Raw genomic sequence first — 17,901 nt, 5'->3', positions numbered from 1 at the left:
TGGGGACGTTGAGGGCCCGTGGGTAATCGCCAAGAGGCTCGGTGTGAGCGGCTTTCTTCTGCCTACTCTTCTTTGCCGCGGCAAAGAAGAGTAGGTGCCGCCCCGCACAGGGGCAACGCCTGCGCCGCGAGGCGCAATCGCGGATGCCAGCGGCACGCCAAGAGCACTAAAGCAACCACAGCGTCGCCGACACAAAAACAAAAAAAGCCGCAGCTGCGCTAATTCCGCCAGTTCGCTTCATAGAAGCGAACATACCCGCTACGCAACACGACACACTGCGCGCCCGTCTCGGACAACAAACGCCGCGTGGCCGCTTCGATGCGCTCGCGGTGCGTCGAGAACGCGCCGATCATGTCTTCGATGCGAGGCGATGCCGCGCCGAAATGGTCTTCGAGCGCCTCGGCGGTAATCATGCATTCCACCCTTTGCCCATCGACCATAGCCGGAAACGCCAGAGTCAGCTCGCGCCCCGAGTACTCAGGGGCTTCTTTCGGGAAAATGATCTGCATGGGAACACCTTGGATGGACGACACCGCCGAGGGCCGCGCGTGCCCCTGTTCAAGCCTCCGTTATGGATCGCAGCGCGGGCTGTCAATCAGGAACGCACGCCGTCATCGCGCGCGCCTCAGTTGATTTCAACACTGTAGACGACCTGCGGCCGCCCGCAAGTTTTGTTACGCCATACGCCAGCATAGCGCCGCCATGCACCACGAACCGGCATTTGACCGGATCGACGGTACGCTCGATGGGCTCTGCGAACTGAGGGAAAGTCCCTGCGCAAAAACCCTGTGCAATGTGGCGCTGCAGCGTAAATACGCGCTAGAACTGGCTCGGCAGATGATGATGGTGTTCGTGCGGCCCGCTGTCGTCAGCGGGATGATCGGGCGGCGTCTTGCCCGGCAGATCGCGCGGCCACAGCGTGAGCATCGTGACACAGCCGACGATGCCGATCGCAATCGCGATCACGCCCGTCCAGACCTCGCGATCCAGGTAGTACAGCGAACCATGGATCGACAACCCGATGCCCCCAAGCGCGACGAAGATCGCAAGCGTGGCGAGGACGACTCTCAACTCCATGCGCACCATGACGTTCTCCTCGAACTGGCGCTGGCCGGGGCGATCATTGATAGTCCCAGTGCGGCACGCGGCGCGAACGCATGCCATTTACGATCATTGCACTTCTGCGCAGGAAGGCAAGCGAAAGACGCGCTGTGCGTCCTCCTGTAAGATGAACCGGCATGCGTCGGCGCGCATGTGCAGTTGCAGCAGTTGCAGCAGTTGCAGCAGTTGCAGCAGTTGCGCCGATACTGCATACGCAGTGCTGCATCGCGCAAGATCGCCCGCTTGCGCAGTCACACGTATCACGCATGCGTATGCGCCGCGCCCCTCAGCGCGAAAGCACAGCGTACGAAGACGCGCACAACAACGGAGACAAGCAGTGACCCAACGTTCCGTCACGCCGCCCGCCGCGGGCCGCGCCGACGTGATCGCGCAAGCTCACGCGCGCTCGCGCGAGTTCGGCCTGCGCGCTTCCGAGGCACCCGACTTCCATCCGCTGGAGCGGCTCGCGCTGCGCGATCTCGTCGAATGCAACCGCTCGCTGTATGCGCACGCGCTGCCCGTGATGGAAACGCTGCATGCGCAGATCGTCGATACCCAGAGCATGGTGCTGCTCACCGACAGCAACGGCGTGATCCTGCACAGTCTCGGCGACAGCGATTTCGTCGAGAAGGCGAAGCGCGTCGCGCTGTGCCCGGGCGTGTCGTGGGCGGAATCGGATCGCGGCACCAACGCGATCGGCACGGCGCTCGCCGACAGCCAGCCGACCGTCGTCCACGGAGGCGAGCATTTTCTGCAGGCGAACCGCATCCTGACCTGCTCGTGCGCGCCCATCGCCGATCCGTATGGCCGCACGATCGGCGCGCTCGACGTCAGCGGCGACACGCGCGGCTTTCACAAGCACACGCTCGCGCTCGTGCGCATGTCGGCGCAGATCATCGAAAACCATCTGTTTGCGAACCAGTTCGCAGAAGCCGTGCGCGTGCGCTTTCATGCGCGCAGCGAATTCATCGGCACGCTGTTCGAAGGGCTCGCCGCGTTCGGCGCCGACGGCACGCTGCTGTCCGCGAACCGCAGCGCGCTATTCCAGTTCGGGCGGCCGCTCGATGCGCTGCTCGCGCAGCCATTCGAAGCGCTGTTCGGCACAGCCTTTCCGGCCGCGCTCCAGCAGGCGTCGCGCGCGCCGGGCGAGTGCCTGACGCTCGTGCTGCCGAGCGGCGTGCGCGTGGTGGCGCGAGCCGAATACGCGGCGCGCCCCATGTTTTCCGCCGACGCGGGAAGCACGCGGACGCCCGCGCAATCATCGGCCGCATTGCAGGCGGCCAGGGCGCGCGCCGCCGCCGTCACGTTTGCAACGCTCGATACAGGCGACGCGCAGATGGCCGCCGTGCTCCAGCGCGTCGCGAAGGTGCGCGGCCGCGACATTCCGCTGCTCGTGCTCGGCAAGACGGGGACGGGCAAGGAGTGGCTCGCGCGCGCGATGCACGAGGAGTCGCCGCGCCGCGATGCGCCGTTTGTCGCCGTCAACTGTGCGTCGCTGCCCGACACGCTGATCGAAGCAGAGCTGTTCGGCTACGAGGACGGCGCGTTCACGGGCGCGAAAAAGCGCGGCAGCGCCGGCAAGATCGTGCAGGCCGACGGCGGCACGCTCTTTCTCGACGAAATCGGCGACATGCCGCTCGCGCAGCAGGTGCGCCTGATGCGCGTGCTTCAGGAGCGCTCCGTCGTGCCGTTGGGCGGCACGCGCGCGATTCCCGTCGACGTGCGCATCGTCTGCGCGACGCACCGCAACCTGCGCGCGATGATCGAAGAAGGCACGTTCCGCGAAGACCTGTATTACCGGATCAACGGTCTCGTCGTCACCTTGCCCGCGCTCGCCGCGCGCAGCGATTTGCCCGTGCTCGTCGAGCGGATTCTCGCTCGGCTGCGCAGCGAGGAGCCCGACAGCGCGCGGATGCCGGCGCGCGTGTCGGCCGACGTGCTCGCGATCTTCATGCGCTGCCGCTGGCCGGGTAATCTGCGGCAACTCGCGAACGTACTGCGCACGGCCGTCATCATGGCCGAGGGCGCGGACGAGATCGGCGTCGAGCATCTACCCGATGACTTCCTGCACGACTGCGAGCCAGAACGCGAGCCCGAACGGCCCGAACGCAGCGAGCCTCCACATGCCGATGCCGCGCAAGCCGAAGATTCGCCTGCCATGCTGCGCCCGGCTCGCATGGAAGAATGGCAAGCGACGCTGATCGAGCAGACGCTCGCGCGCAACAACGGCAACATCTCGGCAGCGGCGCGCGAACTGGGGCTCGCGCGCAACACGGTCTATCGCTACATGCGGATGCGCACGACGCATTGACGCGCGGACGGCATCGCCTCTTTTCGCGGATGGGCATCAGGCGCATCACCTCTTGCCTGTTGCCTCGTGAAACAGCGCAACGCGCCGCGCTACGTTAAGCTTCGTCCTGACCCCACGAATGGCCGGCCCAGACCGCGCCTCGATAGATGGCCTCCCGGCACGAACTCAAACGCTATCGCACGAACCTCGCCGATGAGCTCGACAGCGCCGCGCTGTACGAGACGCTGTCGCGCGTCGAAAAAGATCCGCGGCGCCGCACGCTGTTCAGCCAGCTCGCGAGCGCCGAGCGCGTGCACGCGAACGTGTGGGCCGACAAGCTGCATGCGAACGGCGTGCGCGTGCCGCCGCACCGCTACAGCATCAAGACGCATCTGATGCGCGGCCTGATCCACACGCTCGGGCCGAACTACGTGCTGCCGTCGCTCGCCGCCGCCGAATATGCGGACCGCGACAAGTACGCGAACCAGCCCGACGCCGCGCAGTTGTCGAAAGACGAACAGCATCACGCGGCCGTGATGCAGCAGATGGTCGCGGACGTCAAAGGCAATGAGCGGCCGCCGTCGATAGGCGCGCAGATTGCCGGCGCCGAGTCGTGGCACAAGAACGTGACCTCGGGCAACGACCTGCGCGCGGCCGTGCTCGGCGCGAACGACGGCCTCGTGTCGAACTTCTGCCTGATCATGGGCGTCGCGGGCGCAGGCACGGGCAACAAGGCGATCCTGCTGACGGGCCTTGCCGGGCTGATCGCGGGCGCGTGCTCGATGGCGCTCGGCGAGTGGCTGTCGGTGACGAACGCGCGCGAGCTGGCGCGCACGCAGATCGCGAAGGAAGCGGACGAAATCGAGCACACGCCCGAAGCCGAACAGCGCGAGCTGGCGCTGATCTTCCAGTCGAAAGGAATCGACGCAAGCGAGGCGAAACGCGTCGCCGAGCAGGTGATGCGCGACAGGAACAAGGCGCTCGATACGCTGGCGCGCGAAGAACTGGGCCTCGATCCGGCGGAACTGGGCGGCAATCCGTGGACGGCGGCGGGCGTGTCGTTCTGCCTGTTCTCGCTCGGCGCGATTTTTCCGGCGATGCCGTTCCTGTGGGCGCACGGCACGCCCGCGATCTTGCAGTGCGTCGCGCTGAGCGCCTTCGGGCTCGCGGCCGTCGGCGTCTTCACTTCGCTGTTCAACGGACGCAGCGCGGCGTTCTCGGCGTTTCGTCAGATCGTGATCGGGCTCATCGCGGCGGCCTTCACATTCGGCGTCGGGCGGCTGCTGGGCGTGTCGATTTCGTGAGTGCAATGGCGAGCGAAGAACTGTCCCGCGACGGGCCGCAACGACAGGAACAAACCTTCGAGGTGCGCGTCGAGCCGCTCGGCCGCACGTTCGACGCGCCCGAATCGCTGACCGTGCTCGAGGCGGCGGGCTTCGCGAATCTTCATCTGCCGCGCATGTGCCGCAATGGCACGTGCCGGACCTGCCTGTGCAAAATGACGTCGGGCCGCGTGCGCTACACGGTCGAGTGGCCGGGCGTGAGCATCGAAGAAAAGGCGGAGGGCTATATCCTGCCGTGCGTGGCTATCGCGCAGAGCGATCTCGTGATCGAAGCGCCCGATGCTGTCGATTTGCCGACGCCCGCGCCGCGGTGATAGATCCGCACCGGCGCGAACGAGCCGTAAGCCGAAACCACTAATTGATCGGCGAAAACCGCGGAACCTTGTCGCCTTCGTGCTCGATCACCTCGAAGAACACCGACGCCGGCCGCGTCCAGATCGTGCCGTTTTCGGCGCGATAGACGATCATCGTAATGCTCGGATCAGATTCGAGCGTCGCTTCGCAGATGAATTCGTAGATACCGCCTTTGTAGTGTCGATAACGCACGGTCACGGTCGTGTCCTCGAAGGTGTCTGGAACGGATGAAGCAGCGCGGGCAGCGCGCCGCAACAGCCGTCAGCTCGCGCCCTCTTTCATCTGCTTCAGATGCTTATAAACCGTCGCACGCCCCATGCCAAGCACGTTCGCGACATAGTTGGCCGAACTCTTGCCGCGAAACGCGCCTTCCGCATAGAGCGCTTCGACCAGTTCGCGCCGATGCTCGCGCGTGAGGCCGTTCAGGCCGATCTGCCGCTCGCGCAACCATGCGTGCAGGAACGTGTTGATGCGCTCCTGCCAGTCGTCGCGGAACAGCTCTTCCGGCTGCGCGACGACGCCCGCGCCCTTGATGAACAGATCGAGCGTCGAGCGCACGTCTTCGAACACGGCGATGTTGAAGTTAATGCACATCATGCCCGCCGGCTGCCCGATGTCGTCGAACAGGATGTTGCTCACGCAGCGCATGCGGCGGCCGTCCCAGTTGAGCTTTTCATACGGGCCGATCACGCGCTCGCGCGCCGAATGGTCGATCTCTTCGAGCGCGGAATCGTCGCCGATCTCCCGCTTCGACAGGTTGTTCGCCAGATACAGCACCGTCTGGTCGTGCAGATCGTGGATCACGACTTCCGCGTACGGGAAGAACAGCGCAGCGATGCCGTCCGCAATCGGCGCGTAGCGGGTCAGCAGCAGGTCCTTGACGGGAGACGTTTTCTTCTTGCGCATCGGCGGGCAGTGGCAGTGATCGCAGTGTCTCTCTCTGCGGTGTTCCTCGTGATGCCGCGCGCGCCTGACACAAGAACGGCGCGCAGCGGCGGCTGATCGACATTGTAGCTATTGTGCGTGCGCCCGATCACGCGTCAGATGGCGATAGAGCTCGCTGGCGATCGCGACGTCCTCGAGGCCCAGGCCGATCGAGCGGAAGAACGCGTGCCGCTCATAGTTTGGCTTGCCGCAAGTGCCCGCAACGAGCGACGGCAGATCGCCCTTCAGCATCTCCGGCGACCAGCCGTGCTGAGCGGCGAGCTTCATTTCGCCCGCGCTGCCGGGCGTCGTCGCTCGATAGTCGCAGTACACGTCCATCTCGGGCAGCCACGCCGGGTCGATTTCATGCGCGTTCGCGGCGTTCGTGCTGATCGACGTGATCAGCGCGGCCTTCGTCAATGCGCCGCGCGGCAGAACGGGCGTGCCCGACGACGTGCACAGCATCACGACATCCGCATCCTTCACGCAGTCTTCGATGCTCGCGCTGGCGGCCGCGCGCGCGTCGGCGGCCTTGAACGCGGCGCGCTTCGCTTCGTCGCTCGCGAGACCGGGCGACCAGACGCGAATCGACTGCCACGCGCGCAGCGGCGCGACATGCCGCAGATGCGCGAGCGCGACAGCGCCCGCGCCGACGATCGCCAGCCGCGTCGCGTCGGCGCGCGCGAGCCGGTCGACGGCGAGCGCCGTCGTGCCCGCCGTGCGTTCCGTCGTCAGCAGGCCCGCCTCGCACCACATCAACGGCTGGCCCGTTTCCATTGACATCAGCGCCGTCCACCCCGTGATGATCGGCTTGACGCCCGTGACGATATACGGCGAGAGCTTCGCGCCGAACACTTTCGCATCGCCGAGCGCGCCAAGATAGGTAATGAAGTCGCCGGCACCGTTCGGAAACAGCGTCAGCGTCTGCGGCGGCTGCACGGCCTCGGCGGAAGCAAGCGCGCGGAACATCGCGGTCAGCGCGCCGCGCACGTCGAGCGCGGGCAGCGCTTCCCGAACCGCACGTTCGTCGACGGCAAGTGGCAAGGCGGTCATCATCGGATCTGTCTCCTTCAGCAGCGAGTGATGCGTCAAATGTAGACTTATAGTCTACTTGAGACTTTTCAAAGCGTGGACAAAAAATCTCCATCAAGACACCTGTTTCGCGAGCGCCATCAGGCCGCTCAACGAGCCTTTGCGTGGCTCTCTCCCGCGTCCGGTAAGGCGCCGCGCGGTGTGAACGAGCATTTTTGATCACTGGACTATCGTATTCCCTATAGTCCATACTGGACTTTCCGTCTATATTTCACCTGCGCCGCCTGCCGCGTCCGCACCGATCATCAACGACAGGAACCGTCATGAACCTGAAGCTCTCCCTCGCCGCCGCCGTCCTCGCGATGACGGCTGGCGCCGCCCACGCGCAATCCGATACGCTGCGCTTCGGCATCGAAGCCGCCTACCCTCCGTTCGAAAGCAAGACGGCATCGGGCCAGCTCGAAGGCTTCGATGTGGACGTCGGCAACGCAGTCTGCGCGAAACTGAAAATGAAATGCGTGTGGGTCGAGAATGCATTCGACGGCCTGATTCCCGCGCTGCAGGCGCGCAAGTTCGACGTGATCAATTCGGCGATGAACATCACGGCCAAGCGCAAGGAAAGCATCGCGTTCACGCCGCCCATCTATGTCGTGCCCATCGTGACGATCGCGAAGCACGGCTCCGGCTTGCAGCCGAACGTGAAGAGCCTGCAAGGCAAGCGCGTCGGCGTGCTGCAAGGCTCGTCGCAGGAGGACTTCCTCAAGGCACACTGGGCGAATGCGGGCGTGCAGGTCGTCTCGTATCAGGATCAGGACCAGGTGTATGCGGATCTCGTCGCCGGTCGGCTGGATGCCGCCGTGCAGGAAGCGCAGACGGCCCAGGACGGCTTTCTTGGCAAGCCGGCGGGCGCGGGCTACGAGATGGTCGGCGAGCCGCTGAAAGACCCGTCGACGCTCGGCGAAGGCACGGGCTTCGGCCTGCGCAAGGGCGACAAGGCGTTGCAGGCGAAGGTCGACGCCGCGCTCGACGCGCTCAAAAAAGACGGCACGCTGACGGCGCTCTCGCAGAAATACTTCAAGCGCGACATCATCGCGAAGTGATACGCTTTCGAGCCGGGGCCGGATGCCTCGGATTCAATGCGCGAGCGCGTGGCGACACGCGCTCGCTGCGCTTTGGGCTCCATCACAAGTCACATCAAAGACCACTCTGATCGCTATGGATTTCGACGTCATCGTGCTGGGAGCCGGGATTGTCGGCGTATCGTCGGCGTTGCATCTGCAGGATCGCGGACGGCGCGTCGCGCTCGTCGACCGGCGCGCGCCCGGCGAAGAAACGAGCTTTGGCAACGCGGGCCTGATCGAGCGCTCGTCGATCGTGCCGTACGGCTTTCCGCGCAAGCTCGGCACGCTGCTGCGCTACGCGCGCAACCAGTCGACGGATCTCTACTGGGACTACAAGGCGCTGCCCTCTTACGCGACGTGGCTTGCGCGCTTCTGGTGGGAATCGGCGCCGCAGCGGCTCGCGGGCGCCGCGCACGACATGCTGCCGCTGATCGGCGCGTGCGTCGAGGAACACGACCGGCTGATCGCGCGCGCGAACGTCGGCGAGCTGGTGCACGACGGCGGCTGGATCGAGGCGTTCCGCACGCGCGCCGAATTCGACAACGAAGCGAGAGCGTCGGAAGACGCGATCCGCGAGCATGGCCTGCGCGTGAGCGTGCTCGACGCGGCCGCGCTGCGCGCGCAGGAGCCGGGCGTGGGCGAAGGTCTCTGCGGCGCGCTGCACTGGAAGGACCCGAAGAGCGTGAAGAATCCGGGCGCGCTCGTCAAAGCCTATGCACGGCTTTTCGAAGCAGAAGGCGGCGCGTTCGTCACCGGCGACGCGACGACCTTGCGTTCATCAGGCGATGCGTGGACCGTCGACACGCAACACGGCACGATTAGCGCGAAGGAAGTCGTGATCGCGCTCGGGCCGTGGTCCGATACCGTGTTCGGGCCGCTCGGCTATCGCATTCCGCTGCGCGCGAAGCGCGGCTATCACATGCACTATCGCCCCGCGCGGCAGATGCTGTCGGTGCCCATCGTCGATACGGAACGCGGCTACGTGGTCGCGCCGATGGAAGGCAACCGCCTGCGCCTGACGACGGGCGTCGAGATCGCGCAGCGCGGCGCGCCGCCGACGGGCATCCAGCTCGAACGCGTCGAGCCGCTCGCGCGCGCGACGTTCGGCCTGGGCGAACGCGTCGACGACAAGCCGTGGCTCGGCATGCGGCCCTGCACGCCGGACATGCGCCCCGTGATCGGCCCCGCGCCGCGCCATCGCGGCCTGTGGTTCGCGTTCGGGCACAACCATCATGGGCTGACGCTCGGGCCCGTCACGGGCCGCCTGCTCGCGGAGATGATGACGGGCGCGACGCCCTTCACCGATCCGAAGCCCTATCGCGCGGAACGCTTCGGCTAGGCTTCGCGCGAGATATCAGCCTGGCGCGCGCAGATAGAACAGCAGCAGCGACAACGACACCAGCGAGCCCAGCGTCGACAGCAAAATGGTCTGCGACGTGATGTGCGCCTCGCGCTGGTAGAACTCGGCGAGCATGTAGGGGCCCGTGCCCGTCGGCAGCGCGGCGAGCAGCACAGCCATATCGACGACGGGCGCGGGCAGCGAAAAGACACGCGCGGCGATCCACCATGCGAGCGCGGGCTGCGCGATCAGCTTGATGGCCGTCAGCACCAGCGACGTGACGGACCCGGACGAGCCCTCCGCCGCCGGACGCCTTTCCGCGAGAAAGAGCCCGAGGCTCACCAGCGCGCAAGGACTCGCGGCGCCGCTCAACAGCTTAAGGAACGTCTCGGCGCTTTGCGGCAAGCTCACGCCCGCGCCCGCGACCAGCACGCCGATGATCGGCGATGCGATCAGCGGATTCTTCACGAGCCGCCACAGCACCTTCGCGCCGAGCTTGTGCGGCGTGCGCTCCGTCTGCAGGCCCGCTTCGATCAGCACGATCGCGAGCGCGAACAGCACGCACGCGACGAGGATCGTGGCGATCGTCGTCGGCGTGAGACTGGCCTTGCCGAACGCGAGCAGCCCGAGCGGAAAGCCGATGTAGCCCGTATTCGGATACGACGCCGCGATCGCGTCGACGCTTGCATCCGCGAGATGCCGCCCGCTCGCCAGCCGCGCTATCAGCACGACGACGAACACGCCCGCGCACGCAATCGAAAACGTTGCGATAAACGCGGGCTGATCGAGCTGCCGCCACGTCGAATGCGCCATCGTGTCGAACAGCAGCGCGGGCAACGCGAGCCACACGACGAAGCGGTTCAGTTCGGAAGCGGCCGACGGGCCTAGCAGATTGCGGCGGCGGCAAAAGAAGCCCGCAAAGATCAGCGCGAACACGGGCAGCAGGATTTCGAGCGTGGACAGCATGAAGAGTGACGGCGTGCGGAAATGTGCGAAAGCGCAGACGTGCAAGCGTAAGCCGTTTACCCCGATACAATCCAATACTGATTGAAACCCTCGACGATACCTTTTCTGCATCATGCTCGACGTCAAGCCGCTTCGCTATTTCGTCACGCTCGCGCAGACGCTGCACTTCGGCCGCGCGGCTGCCCGCCTCAACCTGTCGCAACCGCCGCTGAGCCGGCAACTCGCGTCGCTGGAAGCGGCGCTCGGCGTCACGCTGATCGAGCGCACTCCGCGCAGCGTCACGCTGACGGCCGCGGGCGAGCGCTTTTACGCCGACGCGAAAGCGATCCTCGCGTCGATCGAACAGGCCGCGAAGAATGCGCGCGCGGCATCCGTCGGCGATACGGGACAGCTGACCATCGGCTTCACGATGTGCGCCGCGTATAGCGTGCTGCCCGCCTATGCGCGCGCCTATGGCAGCGCGCATCCCGACGTGACGCTCAACCTTCGCGAAGTCGTGTCGAACGATCTCGCCTCGCAGGTGCTCAATGCGCAGATCGACGCGGCGATCATGTTTCCGGGCGCGCCCGACAAGGGGCTCGACACGCGCACGATCTTCACCGAGCCGCTGTGCGTCGCGTTATCGCGCGATCATGCTCTCGCTCGCGCGCGGCATCTGAAGATCGCGCAACTCGCGCGCGAGCCGTTCGTGATGGCGTCGGAGGCCGTCGCGCCGAGCCTGCGCGCGACCATCGTCGATCATTGCCTGCAAGGCGGCTTCACGCCTGATGTGCGCTTCGAAGTGCAGTTGCAACAGACGGTGCTGAGTCTCGTCGACGAAGGCGTGGGCATCGCGCTCGTGCCCGAGTCGATGCGCAAGGCGCAACTGCCGGGCGTGGTGTTCAGGCCGCTCGTCGATGCGCCGACGATTTCGCAGTTGCTCGTGTGGTCGCCGTCGAACCGCAATCCGTGTCTTGCGCGGTTTCTGGCGATGGTGGTCGAACGGAAGGGAAGCGGAAAAGGAAGCGGAAAGGACAGCGGCGCGCGCCCGCGCGTTCGTGCGCGGACGCGGCGATGACGCGTTACTGATAAGCCGACTTGCGCGCCGCCGTGCCCGACGCGCGCGCAATGCGTTGGCTACGCTCGACCATCGCGCCGAACAGCAGGCCGATGGTCGCCCACATGAGCGCCTGCATGCCGAGCGCCGTCATGCGGAACTTCCACAGCACGACGGCCGGGAACGCTTCGGGCACTTCGTTGACGGTCGGCAGCGCGATCTGGATCGCGGCGATGATCGCCACGAACACGATGCCGCCCACGATCGACGCGTTCCACTGCCCGAGCCGAGGCAGCAGATGCTTGCGGACTTTCATCGCGAACACCATCACGACGAGCGACGTGACGATCATCAGAAAGAAGAGCCCGGTGCGCATGCCGATGGTATCCGGGTCGCCGACGGAAGGCGGATTCGCCGGATACTTGATGGTCGGCACGAGCACGACGGCGACGAAGGCGCCGAGCGCGAGCCATGCCGACAGCGCGCGCGCGCCGAGTCGTCCCACGCGGCCATGCAGATACGCAAAGGTCAGCGCGAACAACCCGCCGAACGCCATGCCATACGCGACGACGCCCGTCAGCAAGCCGAGCCCCGCCTGCGTGCCGCGACTGACGAGCTCTTCTTCGTGCCCGTCGCCGTGATCGTGCGCCGCATGCATCTTTTCTTCGAACGATATCGCCGTATCGACCAGCGGCTCGCCAGCGATGCGCGCGAACGCGAACGTGAGCAGGCCCGCGACGATGCCTGCGAGCATCCCTCGCATCAACAGCTTCCCAACCATGGTGATGACTCCCCTATGCGATCAACGGCCGATCAGTGGCAAGGAAAACCGAGCAGATGGCGGCCGTCGTGCACGAACTCATGCACGTACATGCCGGGAATCAGCGAAGTCGCGCCCTGTTCGGCGCCGATGAAATACAGCGCGAGCAGCAACAGCAGCCCGCCGAAGATCACCCACGGCAGCAGTTCGCGCAGCGGGATCGGCGTGGGTTGAGCAGGCTGAGCGGATTGACCGGCGTGGTCGAGAACGGCGTCGTTCATGACGGACATCTCCTTGGGGTTGCGCGCCCCGATAGTCGATTGAGGATGAAGTCGAAGCTTGGGTCTGGCTTCCGGCTTGTGTACTGCATGTCTGTGTACGCATTCACTACCGATTACAGTGGCGCGACCGCGCCGGGCTTGCACCGGCTTCCGCGCTTCGAGTGGCGTCTATTCTACGCGCTAAACTCGCGGACGCTTTCCATTTTCTTCCCGTTCCCTGGATAACAGCCTGTCATGCGCACACGCCTGTTGTTGATCAGCCACCCGGCTACGGCCGCACAGCGCAAAGGCGCATTCCCCGCCGACGAACCGCTCGACGCGCGCGCCATCGCCGACGCGGCGCGCTTTCGCGCGTCGAACGGCAACCTGCTGAACGCCGATGCCGTGCTGAGCAGCCCCGCTGCGTGCGCGCTCGACACCGCACGGGCGCTCGGGCTCGACGCCGCCATCACGCCGGATCTGGCCGATATCGACTATGGTCGATGGCGCGGCCGACGTCTGAGCGACCTTGCAAACGAAGAGTCAGAAGCGCTCGCGGCATGGACGCGCGATCCGTCGGCGGCACCGCATGGCGGCGAATCGTTCGACGCGCTGACGCTCCGCGTGGGCCGCTGGCTCGATGCGTTCGAACGCGACGGCATCACAGTCGCGATCACGCACGCGCCCGTGATTCGCGCGGCGCTGCTGCACGTGCTGTGCGCGCCATCCGATGCGTTCGCGCGGATCGAGATCGCGCCGCTTTCGATCGTCGAATTGCAGCGCGGCGAGCGCGGCTGGACCTGGTGGCCCGCGCATCGCTCATAAGCACCATAAGCTCATAAGACCCGCAAAGCTCATAAGGCCGGGCACGACAACACCTGCTGCGCATTGACGGTCGTGCCGGGCAGGCCGTTCGTGGCAGGCGTGCCTTGCACCGGCATCGCGATCAGGCGCACGGCATCCGTGCCCGCATTCGCGAGCACGTAGCGCTCGGGGCGGCCTTGCGGCTGCCAGTACGCGCGATAAACGCCGCCATCCGACATCACATGCAGCGTGCCGCGCACCGTCTTGCCGCCCGCGATGAAATCGACGGGTTCGCCGTCGCGCAATGCAAAGCCACCGGCCGCCGCGACGCTCGATGCGCCCGACGCGGCCGCGCCGCCGCTCGAGCCCGACAGCACGCCGCAGGATGCATCGCCCGTCGCCGCGACCGACAGTTGAGCGACCGTCCATAGCGCGAGGGGCGCAATCGTTCTGAATGTCATGAAGTGCCTCGTGTCGCCTGGGGCATCAGGTTTATCCGGCTTGAGTATGAGTCCTGGGACCGCAGACTTCGAGCTTGAAGTGATGGACTTCGTTCCGGGGATTTGATCGACGATCGAGTGCCACACCAAGGGTCGTACCCAACATCTCATGCGTGTGCGTGAATCGCGCGTCATGCGCACGCGCGCGAATTTTGACCGCATGGCACCGCGCTTTTTGACGTGCGATAAGGGTCGAGTCCTTCACAAGCATTCACCGACAAGAGGCAACCGATGGCTACGCTCGAAGCGTTTCGTACCGTGCTCGACGATGCACGCACGCCCGAGATCATCCGCAATCACATCATCGATTCGCTGCAATATGCGCTGCGCAATCACGGCCAGATCTTCACGTCGAAGGAAGTCGAATGGCTCCCGAAATGGGACGACGCGCGCATTCCCCTCGCCGCGGCGCGCGAGCTGCAAAAGCGCACGGCCCAGGACGCGCAATAAGCCCATCCATCGCGTGCGCTGTGGCCGCCGCTCGATCCGTTTCGCCCGGCGGATGCCGGCATGGGAAAGCCTGTGCTACACAGAGGCCTGTTTTTAAGGCATAATATGTGTATTGAAGTAATTCGCCGGCAGGCATCATCTGGCGATCTGCCTGATCGCAACGTTTCAATGCTGTTCAAACGTCTTCATCGCGTTGCACCAGGTTGCACGAATCGTTGAGCTAATCGCGTTACCTCGCAGCCGTTCAGCCACCGCAATAAATACAGGCGACGGGCGTCGGCGGTCCCCGTCACTCCGGCAACGCGCTACGCGCCAATACCAAACAGGGTGACATTCGTCATGCGTCCGGTGCCTTCGCGGCATCAACGTAGTGTCTCCATGGTTCCGCGTGTATCGCGGCTGCGTTCGAGTCAGCGCTTACGGCTCACGCCAACATTTTTCCATTGCGGCGCGCTCATATTGCCGCGCCGCCGGTTGCCCCGTTCGCCGCGCATCGCTCTTCCATTGCGCGTAGGCAGCCCGCACGACAGGAGTACGCATATGATCAAGACCTACAAGGGCTATGAGATTCATCCGCTCGTCTATCCGCGCCGCACGGCGAGCGGCGTGACGAATCGCAATTCGATCGATGGCGGCTACGACGCGTCGGTGCGCATTTGCCGCGTCGGCGCGAGTGCCGCCGACGAAGGCCGCGTGTTCCGCATCGCGCAGTTCCGGCCGTTCGAAGGCGCGGGCAAGGCACGCATGGCCTGCATGGAACATGCGGCGCAGGTGATCGACGGTCAGGTCGACGGTCAATCCGTTTCCGACCTCTGACGTACGCGCGCCACACAAGGCGCGTTCCACCTGCTTCACACGCATCACCGCGACAGCGTACGGGCTGCCGCGCAAGACACGCTGCGCGCCGCGCGCGGCTCCCTTCCCTCATCGACCAGGAGTTTGCATGGCGAAAGAAGACCTCATTGAACTGGACGGCATTGTCGACGAAGTACTGCCCGATAGCCGCTATCGCGTGACGCTGGATAACGGCGTCGTCGTGGGCGCGTATGCGTCGGGCCGCATGCGCAAGAATCACATCCGTATCCTCGCGGGCGACCGCGTGACGCTCGAACTGTCGGTCTACGACCTGACCAAAGGGCGCATCAACTTCCGCCACAAGGACGAGCGCAGCAGCGCACCGCGTAGCGCACCCATGCGCCGCCGCTGACGTCCTCTCTCACCGTTTCTCATTCACTCACGCGCGTCGCGCCTGACACGGCCGGACGCTGACAACGCTTTGGCGCACGATGCATGCGCATGGTGCGTCGACGCTGCGCTGGCGAAGGGCTGGCGACGCGTTGGCAATACCGGCGACGCATCGCGCGCAACCCATCCCACCCGCCTCACGCGCGGAACACGGCACTCATATCGTCGCTCGCGCCCGTCTGCATGCGCGTCACGACGCGCTCTTCCAGTTCCGCGAGATGCAAGCGCATTGCTTCGAGCGCAGCAGGCAGATCACCGCTGTCGAGCGCCTCGACGAGCTGCGCGTGCTCATCGGCGGAACAGGTCGTGCCCTTCGACGGATCGTAGAGCGCCTTGTACAGCTCCGTCTTCGCAACCAGTTGCGCGACGAAGCCCTGCAACTCGGCGCCACCCGCGATCTGCGTGAGCAGCACATGAAACTGCCCCGCAAGGCGCACCTGCTCGTCCACGCGCCCTTGCTTCAAGACCTTCTTCTCACTCGCGACATGCGCCTTCAGCAGACGCCTGTCCTGCGCCGACAACGCGCCGCATAGCGCCGTGACAATGCCCGCCTCGACGATCTGCCGCGCGCGATAGACCTGCCGCACGTCATCCTCCGACGGCGACGGCACGAACGCGCCGCGATTCGCTTCGAGCACCAGCTTGCCTTCGAACCCGAGCCGCGCGAGCACCTTGCGCAGCGCGCCGCGCGTGCAACCGAACGCGGCTGCGAGATCGCGCTCGACGAGCTGCGCGCCCGGACGCAGACGTCCTTCGAGCAGCGCCTTCGTGATCGACGCGTAGATGCGTTCCTCGACGTTGTCGTCGCCGTCGGCGGGTGGCGGAGTTTTCGGGCGTGAGGCCATGATGATTTGAGGTAAGCGGAAGTAGCCTGGCAACGAGCCGCGCAGGCAGCGGCAAAAAAGCGCCTGAAGCGGCCGTATTGTAGCCATCGGCGCGCGTGGCTGCATCCAGCATCGGACGATGCCGGCGCAAATACCGGCCATATCGGCTCACGGAAAAATGGTTAACCATTTTTTGCTATTATGGTTAACCAAAATCCCGCTTCTCTTGCAAGGCACTCCAGTGAACCAGACTCCCGGCATCGACACCACGCAGATCTCGCGCCCCAAGGCAACCACGGGCCTATCGTGGAGCGACGGCATCTGGCTTGCCGCGATCGTCGCGATCGGCCTCAATCTGCGTCCGCTGCTGACGTCGGTCAGTCCGTTGATGGCGACGATTCGCGCCGCCACAGGTCTGAGCTTTTCCGGCGTATCGCTTCTGACGAGCCTGCCTGTCGTCGCGATGGGGTTTGGCGCGCTCGGCGCGGGCATGCTCACGCGCGTGGTCGGCGAGACGCGCGGCGTCGCGCTGGGGCTGCTCGGCATCGCGCTCGCGTGCGGCGCGCGCTTTACCGCATCGAGCGGCACGGCCTTGCTGATGACGGCGCTGCTCGCCGGCATCGGCGTCGCCGCCATTCAGGCGCTGCTGCCCGGCGTGATGAAGCAGCGCTTTCATGCGCGCGTGCCGCTCGCGATGGGCCTGTTCTCCGCATCGATCATGGGCGGCGGCGGACTCGGCGCGAGCCTGAGCCCCTACATCGCGCGAGCCTTCGATTCGTGGCATGCGGGCCTCGCCGTCTGGGCCGCGCCCGCCGCGCTCGCATGTGCATGCTGGCTCGCGCTGCATCGATCGGCGGCGTCGTCGGGCGACACTCGCGCCGTGCGTGCGGCGGACCCGATGCCCCGCGCGCCACACGTCGCGATGTGGCGCAAGCGCCGCGCGTGGTCGCTCGGGCTGCACTTCGGCCTCGTCAACGGTGGCTATACGACGCTCGTCGCCTGGCTGCCCGCGTACTATCAGCAGCGAGGCGCGAGCGTCGCGCACAGCGGCTCGCTGCTCGCGGCGATGACCGTGTTCCAGGCCGCATCCGCATTGCTGCTGCCGCTCGCCGCTTCGTCGTTCCGCGACCGCAGGCCGTGGCTCGTCGCGGGTCTGTCGGCACAGCTGCTCGGCATCGTCGGCTTGCTAGCGTTTCCCGACGATGCGCCGCTCGCGTGGATCGCGATCGCCGGCGCGGGGCTTGGCGGGACGTTCTCGCTGACGCTCGTGACCGCCCTCGATCACGCCGACGATCACCGCATCGCCGGGCGGCTCGTTGCGTTCGTGCAGGGCATCGGCTTTATCGTCGCGGCGATTTCGCCCGTGATCGCGGGGCGTCTGCGCGATCTGACGGGCAGCTTCGCCGCCGCGTGGATCATGCTCGCGGTCTGCATCGCAGCGATGATCGCGCTGACCTTCGCGTTCTCGCCGCGCAGCTACGGGCGCTGGCTCGGGCCGCGATAACGCTCCGCTTCACGCACAAAACACAACGCCCACGCAACGCGATGCGCG

21 protein-coding genes are annotated in these 17,901 nt (G+C 65.7%); 11 read left to right on the top strand and 10 right to left on the bottom strand.

Translation table 11 applies throughout. The annotated features are described in order from the left end of the window. Positions 1-218 precede the first annotated feature (218 nt). Both BN2476_RS37800 and BN2476_RS37795 read right to left on the bottom strand, forming a co-directional pair. The gene (locus BN2476_RS37800; protein WP_087739302.1) at positions 219-509 is read right to left on the bottom strand and encodes a DUF1488 family protein; all 291 of its coding nucleotides are present in this window, start codon (positions 507-509) and stop codon (positions 219-221) included. 310 nt (positions 510-819) lie between these two features. Then, positions 820-1,086, bottom strand: a complete 267-nt coding sequence (locus tag BN2476_RS37795; RefSeq protein WP_087739312.1) for a DUF2964 domain-containing protein — start codon at positions 1,084-1,086, stop codon at positions 820-822. Between the two features lie 352 nt (positions 1,087-1,438). On the opposite strand from BN2476_RS37795, the gene BN2476_RS37785 reads away from it, so the two are divergent. The 3 genes from BN2476_RS37785 to BN2476_RS37775 all read left to right on the top strand — a co-directional run bounded on the left by BN2476_RS37785 (position 1,439) and on the right by BN2476_RS37775 (position 5,048). Further along, positions 1,439-3,412, top strand: coding sequence for a sigma-54-dependent Fis family transcriptional regulator (locus tag BN2476_RS37785; RefSeq protein ID WP_087739300.1), 1,974 nt, complete (start codon positions 1,439-1,441; stop codon positions 3,410-3,412). Positions 3,413-3,558: 146 nt separating this feature from the next. Continuing rightward, positions 3,559-4,695 (top strand): VIT1/CCC1 transporter family protein, encoded by a 1,137-nt coding sequence (locus BN2476_RS37780; RefSeq protein WP_087739299.1) that lies wholly within the window; start codon positions 3,559-3,561, stop codon positions 4,693-4,695. A 5-nt stretch (positions 4,696-4,700) separates the two neighbouring features. Further along, a complete protein-coding gene (locus tag BN2476_RS37775) occupies positions 4,701-5,048 on the top strand; it encodes a 2Fe-2S iron-sulfur cluster-binding protein (RefSeq protein ID WP_087739298.1) in 348 nt (115 codons plus the stop codon). A gap of 40 nt (positions 5,049-5,088) precedes the next feature. On the opposite strand, the gene BN2476_RS37770 is transcribed toward BN2476_RS37775, so the two are convergent. The 3 genes from BN2476_RS37770 to BN2476_RS37760 form a co-directional block, all read right to left on the bottom strand. Further along, positions 5,089-5,286 (bottom strand): DUF1653 domain-containing protein, encoded by a 198-nt coding sequence (locus BN2476_RS37770; RefSeq protein ID WP_087739297.1) that lies wholly within the window; start codon positions 5,284-5,286, stop codon positions 5,089-5,091. A 63-nt stretch (positions 5,287-5,349) separates the two neighbouring features. After that, positions 5,350-5,994 carry a helix-turn-helix transcriptional regulator gene (locus BN2476_RS37765; RefSeq protein WP_087739296.1) on the bottom strand — a complete coding sequence of 215 codons (645 nt, stop codon included), beginning with the start codon at positions 5,992-5,994 and terminating at the stop codon, positions 5,350-5,352. Between the two features lie 108 nt (positions 5,995-6,102). Further along, positions 6,103-7,068 carry an ornithine cyclodeaminase family protein gene (locus BN2476_RS37760; protein WP_087739311.1) on the bottom strand — a complete coding sequence of 322 codons (966 nt, stop codon included), beginning with the start codon at positions 7,066-7,068 and terminating at the stop codon, positions 6,103-6,105. A 299-nt stretch (positions 7,069-7,367) separates the two neighbouring features. Between BN2476_RS37760 and BN2476_RS37755 the strand changes: the two genes are divergently transcribed. Both BN2476_RS37755 and BN2476_RS37750 read left to right on the top strand, forming a co-directional pair. Next, positions 7,368-8,144, top strand: a complete 777-nt coding sequence (locus tag BN2476_RS37755) for an ABC transporter substrate-binding protein (RefSeq protein WP_087739295.1) — start codon at positions 7,368-7,370, stop codon at positions 8,142-8,144. Between the two features lie 115 nt (positions 8,145-8,259). Then, entirely contained in the window at positions 8,260-9,504 is a 1,245-nt protein-coding gene (locus BN2476_RS37750; protein ID WP_087739294.1) for an NAD(P)/FAD-dependent oxidoreductase, read from the top strand. Positions 9,505-9,519: 15 nt separating this feature from the next. Here the strand turns inward: BN2476_RS37750 and BN2476_RS37745 are convergent, their stop codons facing one another. Continuing rightward, positions 9,520-10,470, bottom strand: a complete 951-nt coding sequence (locus BN2476_RS37745; RefSeq protein WP_087739293.1) for an AEC family transporter — start codon at positions 10,468-10,470, stop codon at positions 9,520-9,522. A gap of 112 nt (positions 10,471-10,582) precedes the next feature. Here BN2476_RS37745 and BN2476_RS37740 point away from each other — a divergent pair, with 112 nt between their 5' ends. Further along, complete coding sequence (locus BN2476_RS37740; RefSeq protein ID WP_173819711.1) at positions 10,583-11,527, top strand: LysR substrate-binding domain-containing protein; 945 nt, start codon at positions 10,583-10,585, stop codon at positions 11,525-11,527. 4 nt (positions 11,528-11,531) lie between these two features. Here BN2476_RS37740 and BN2476_RS37735 read toward each other — a convergent pair whose 3' ends face one another. Both BN2476_RS37735 and BN2476_RS37730 read right to left on the bottom strand, forming a co-directional pair. Next, positions 11,532-12,287, bottom strand: a complete 756-nt coding sequence (locus BN2476_RS37735; RefSeq protein WP_087739292.1) for a CbtA family protein — start codon at positions 12,285-12,287, stop codon at positions 11,532-11,534. Positions 12,288-12,319: 32 nt separating this feature from the next. Then, positions 12,320-12,547 carry a CbtB domain-containing protein gene (locus tag BN2476_RS37730; protein ID WP_087739310.1) on the bottom strand — a complete coding sequence of 76 codons (228 nt, stop codon included), beginning with the start codon at positions 12,545-12,547 and terminating at the stop codon, positions 12,320-12,322. Between the two features lie 234 nt (positions 12,548-12,781). Here BN2476_RS37730 and BN2476_RS37725 point away from each other — a divergent pair, with 234 nt between their 5' ends. Then, positions 12,782-13,351: a histidine phosphatase family protein gene (locus BN2476_RS37725; protein WP_087739291.1), complete on the top strand. Its 570-nt coding sequence runs from the start codon at positions 12,782-12,784 to the stop codon at positions 13,349-13,351. A gap of 29 nt (positions 13,352-13,380) precedes the next feature. Here the strand turns inward: BN2476_RS37725 and BN2476_RS37720 are convergent, their stop codons facing one another. Continuing rightward, the gene (locus tag BN2476_RS37720; protein ID WP_087739290.1) at positions 13,381-13,791 is read right to left on the bottom strand and encodes a hypothetical protein; all 411 of its coding nucleotides are present in this window, start codon (positions 13,789-13,791) and stop codon (positions 13,381-13,383) included. Positions 13,792-14,061: 270 nt separating this feature from the next. On the opposite strand from BN2476_RS37720, the gene BN2476_RS37715 reads away from it, so the two are divergent. The 3 genes from BN2476_RS37715 (at position 14,062) to infA (ending at position 15,487) form a co-directional block, all read left to right on the top strand. Further along, positions 14,062-14,280 (top strand): hypothetical protein, encoded by a 219-nt coding sequence (locus tag BN2476_RS37715; RefSeq protein WP_087739289.1) that lies wholly within the window; start codon positions 14,062-14,064, stop codon positions 14,278-14,280. Positions 14,281-14,820: 540 nt separating this feature from the next. Then, positions 14,821-15,096 carry a hypothetical protein gene (locus BN2476_RS37710; RefSeq protein ID WP_087739288.1) on the top strand — a complete coding sequence of 92 codons (276 nt, stop codon included), beginning with the start codon at positions 14,821-14,823 and terminating at the stop codon, positions 15,094-15,096. Positions 15,097-15,223: 127 nt separating this feature from the next. Then, positions 15,224-15,487 carry a translation initiation factor IF-1 gene (gene infA, locus BN2476_RS37705; RefSeq protein WP_087739287.1) on the top strand — a complete coding sequence of 88 codons (264 nt, stop codon included), beginning with the start codon at positions 15,224-15,226 and terminating at the stop codon, positions 15,485-15,487. A gap of 175 nt (positions 15,488-15,662) precedes the next feature. Here infA and BN2476_RS37700 read toward each other — a convergent pair whose 3' ends face one another. After that, the gene (locus BN2476_RS37700; protein ID WP_087739286.1) at positions 15,663-16,370 is read right to left on the bottom strand and encodes a GntR family transcriptional regulator; all 708 of its coding nucleotides are present in this window, start codon (positions 16,368-16,370) and stop codon (positions 15,663-15,665) included. Positions 16,371-16,590: 220 nt separating this feature from the next. On the opposite strand from BN2476_RS37700, the gene BN2476_RS37695 reads away from it, so the two are divergent. Continuing rightward, positions 16,591-17,853, top strand: coding sequence for a cyanate transporter (locus BN2476_RS37695; RefSeq protein ID WP_087739285.1), 1,263 nt, complete (start codon positions 16,591-16,593; stop codon positions 17,851-17,853). The last annotated feature ends 48 nt before the right edge of the window (positions 17,854-17,901 follow it).

It is taken from the genome of Paraburkholderia piptadeniae (assembly GCF_900007165.1).
GTDB lineage: Bacteria > Pseudomonadota > Gammaproteobacteria > Burkholderiales > Burkholderiaceae > Paraburkholderia > Paraburkholderia piptadeniae.
This window is presented reverse-complemented; position numbering and strand designations above follow the sequence as displayed.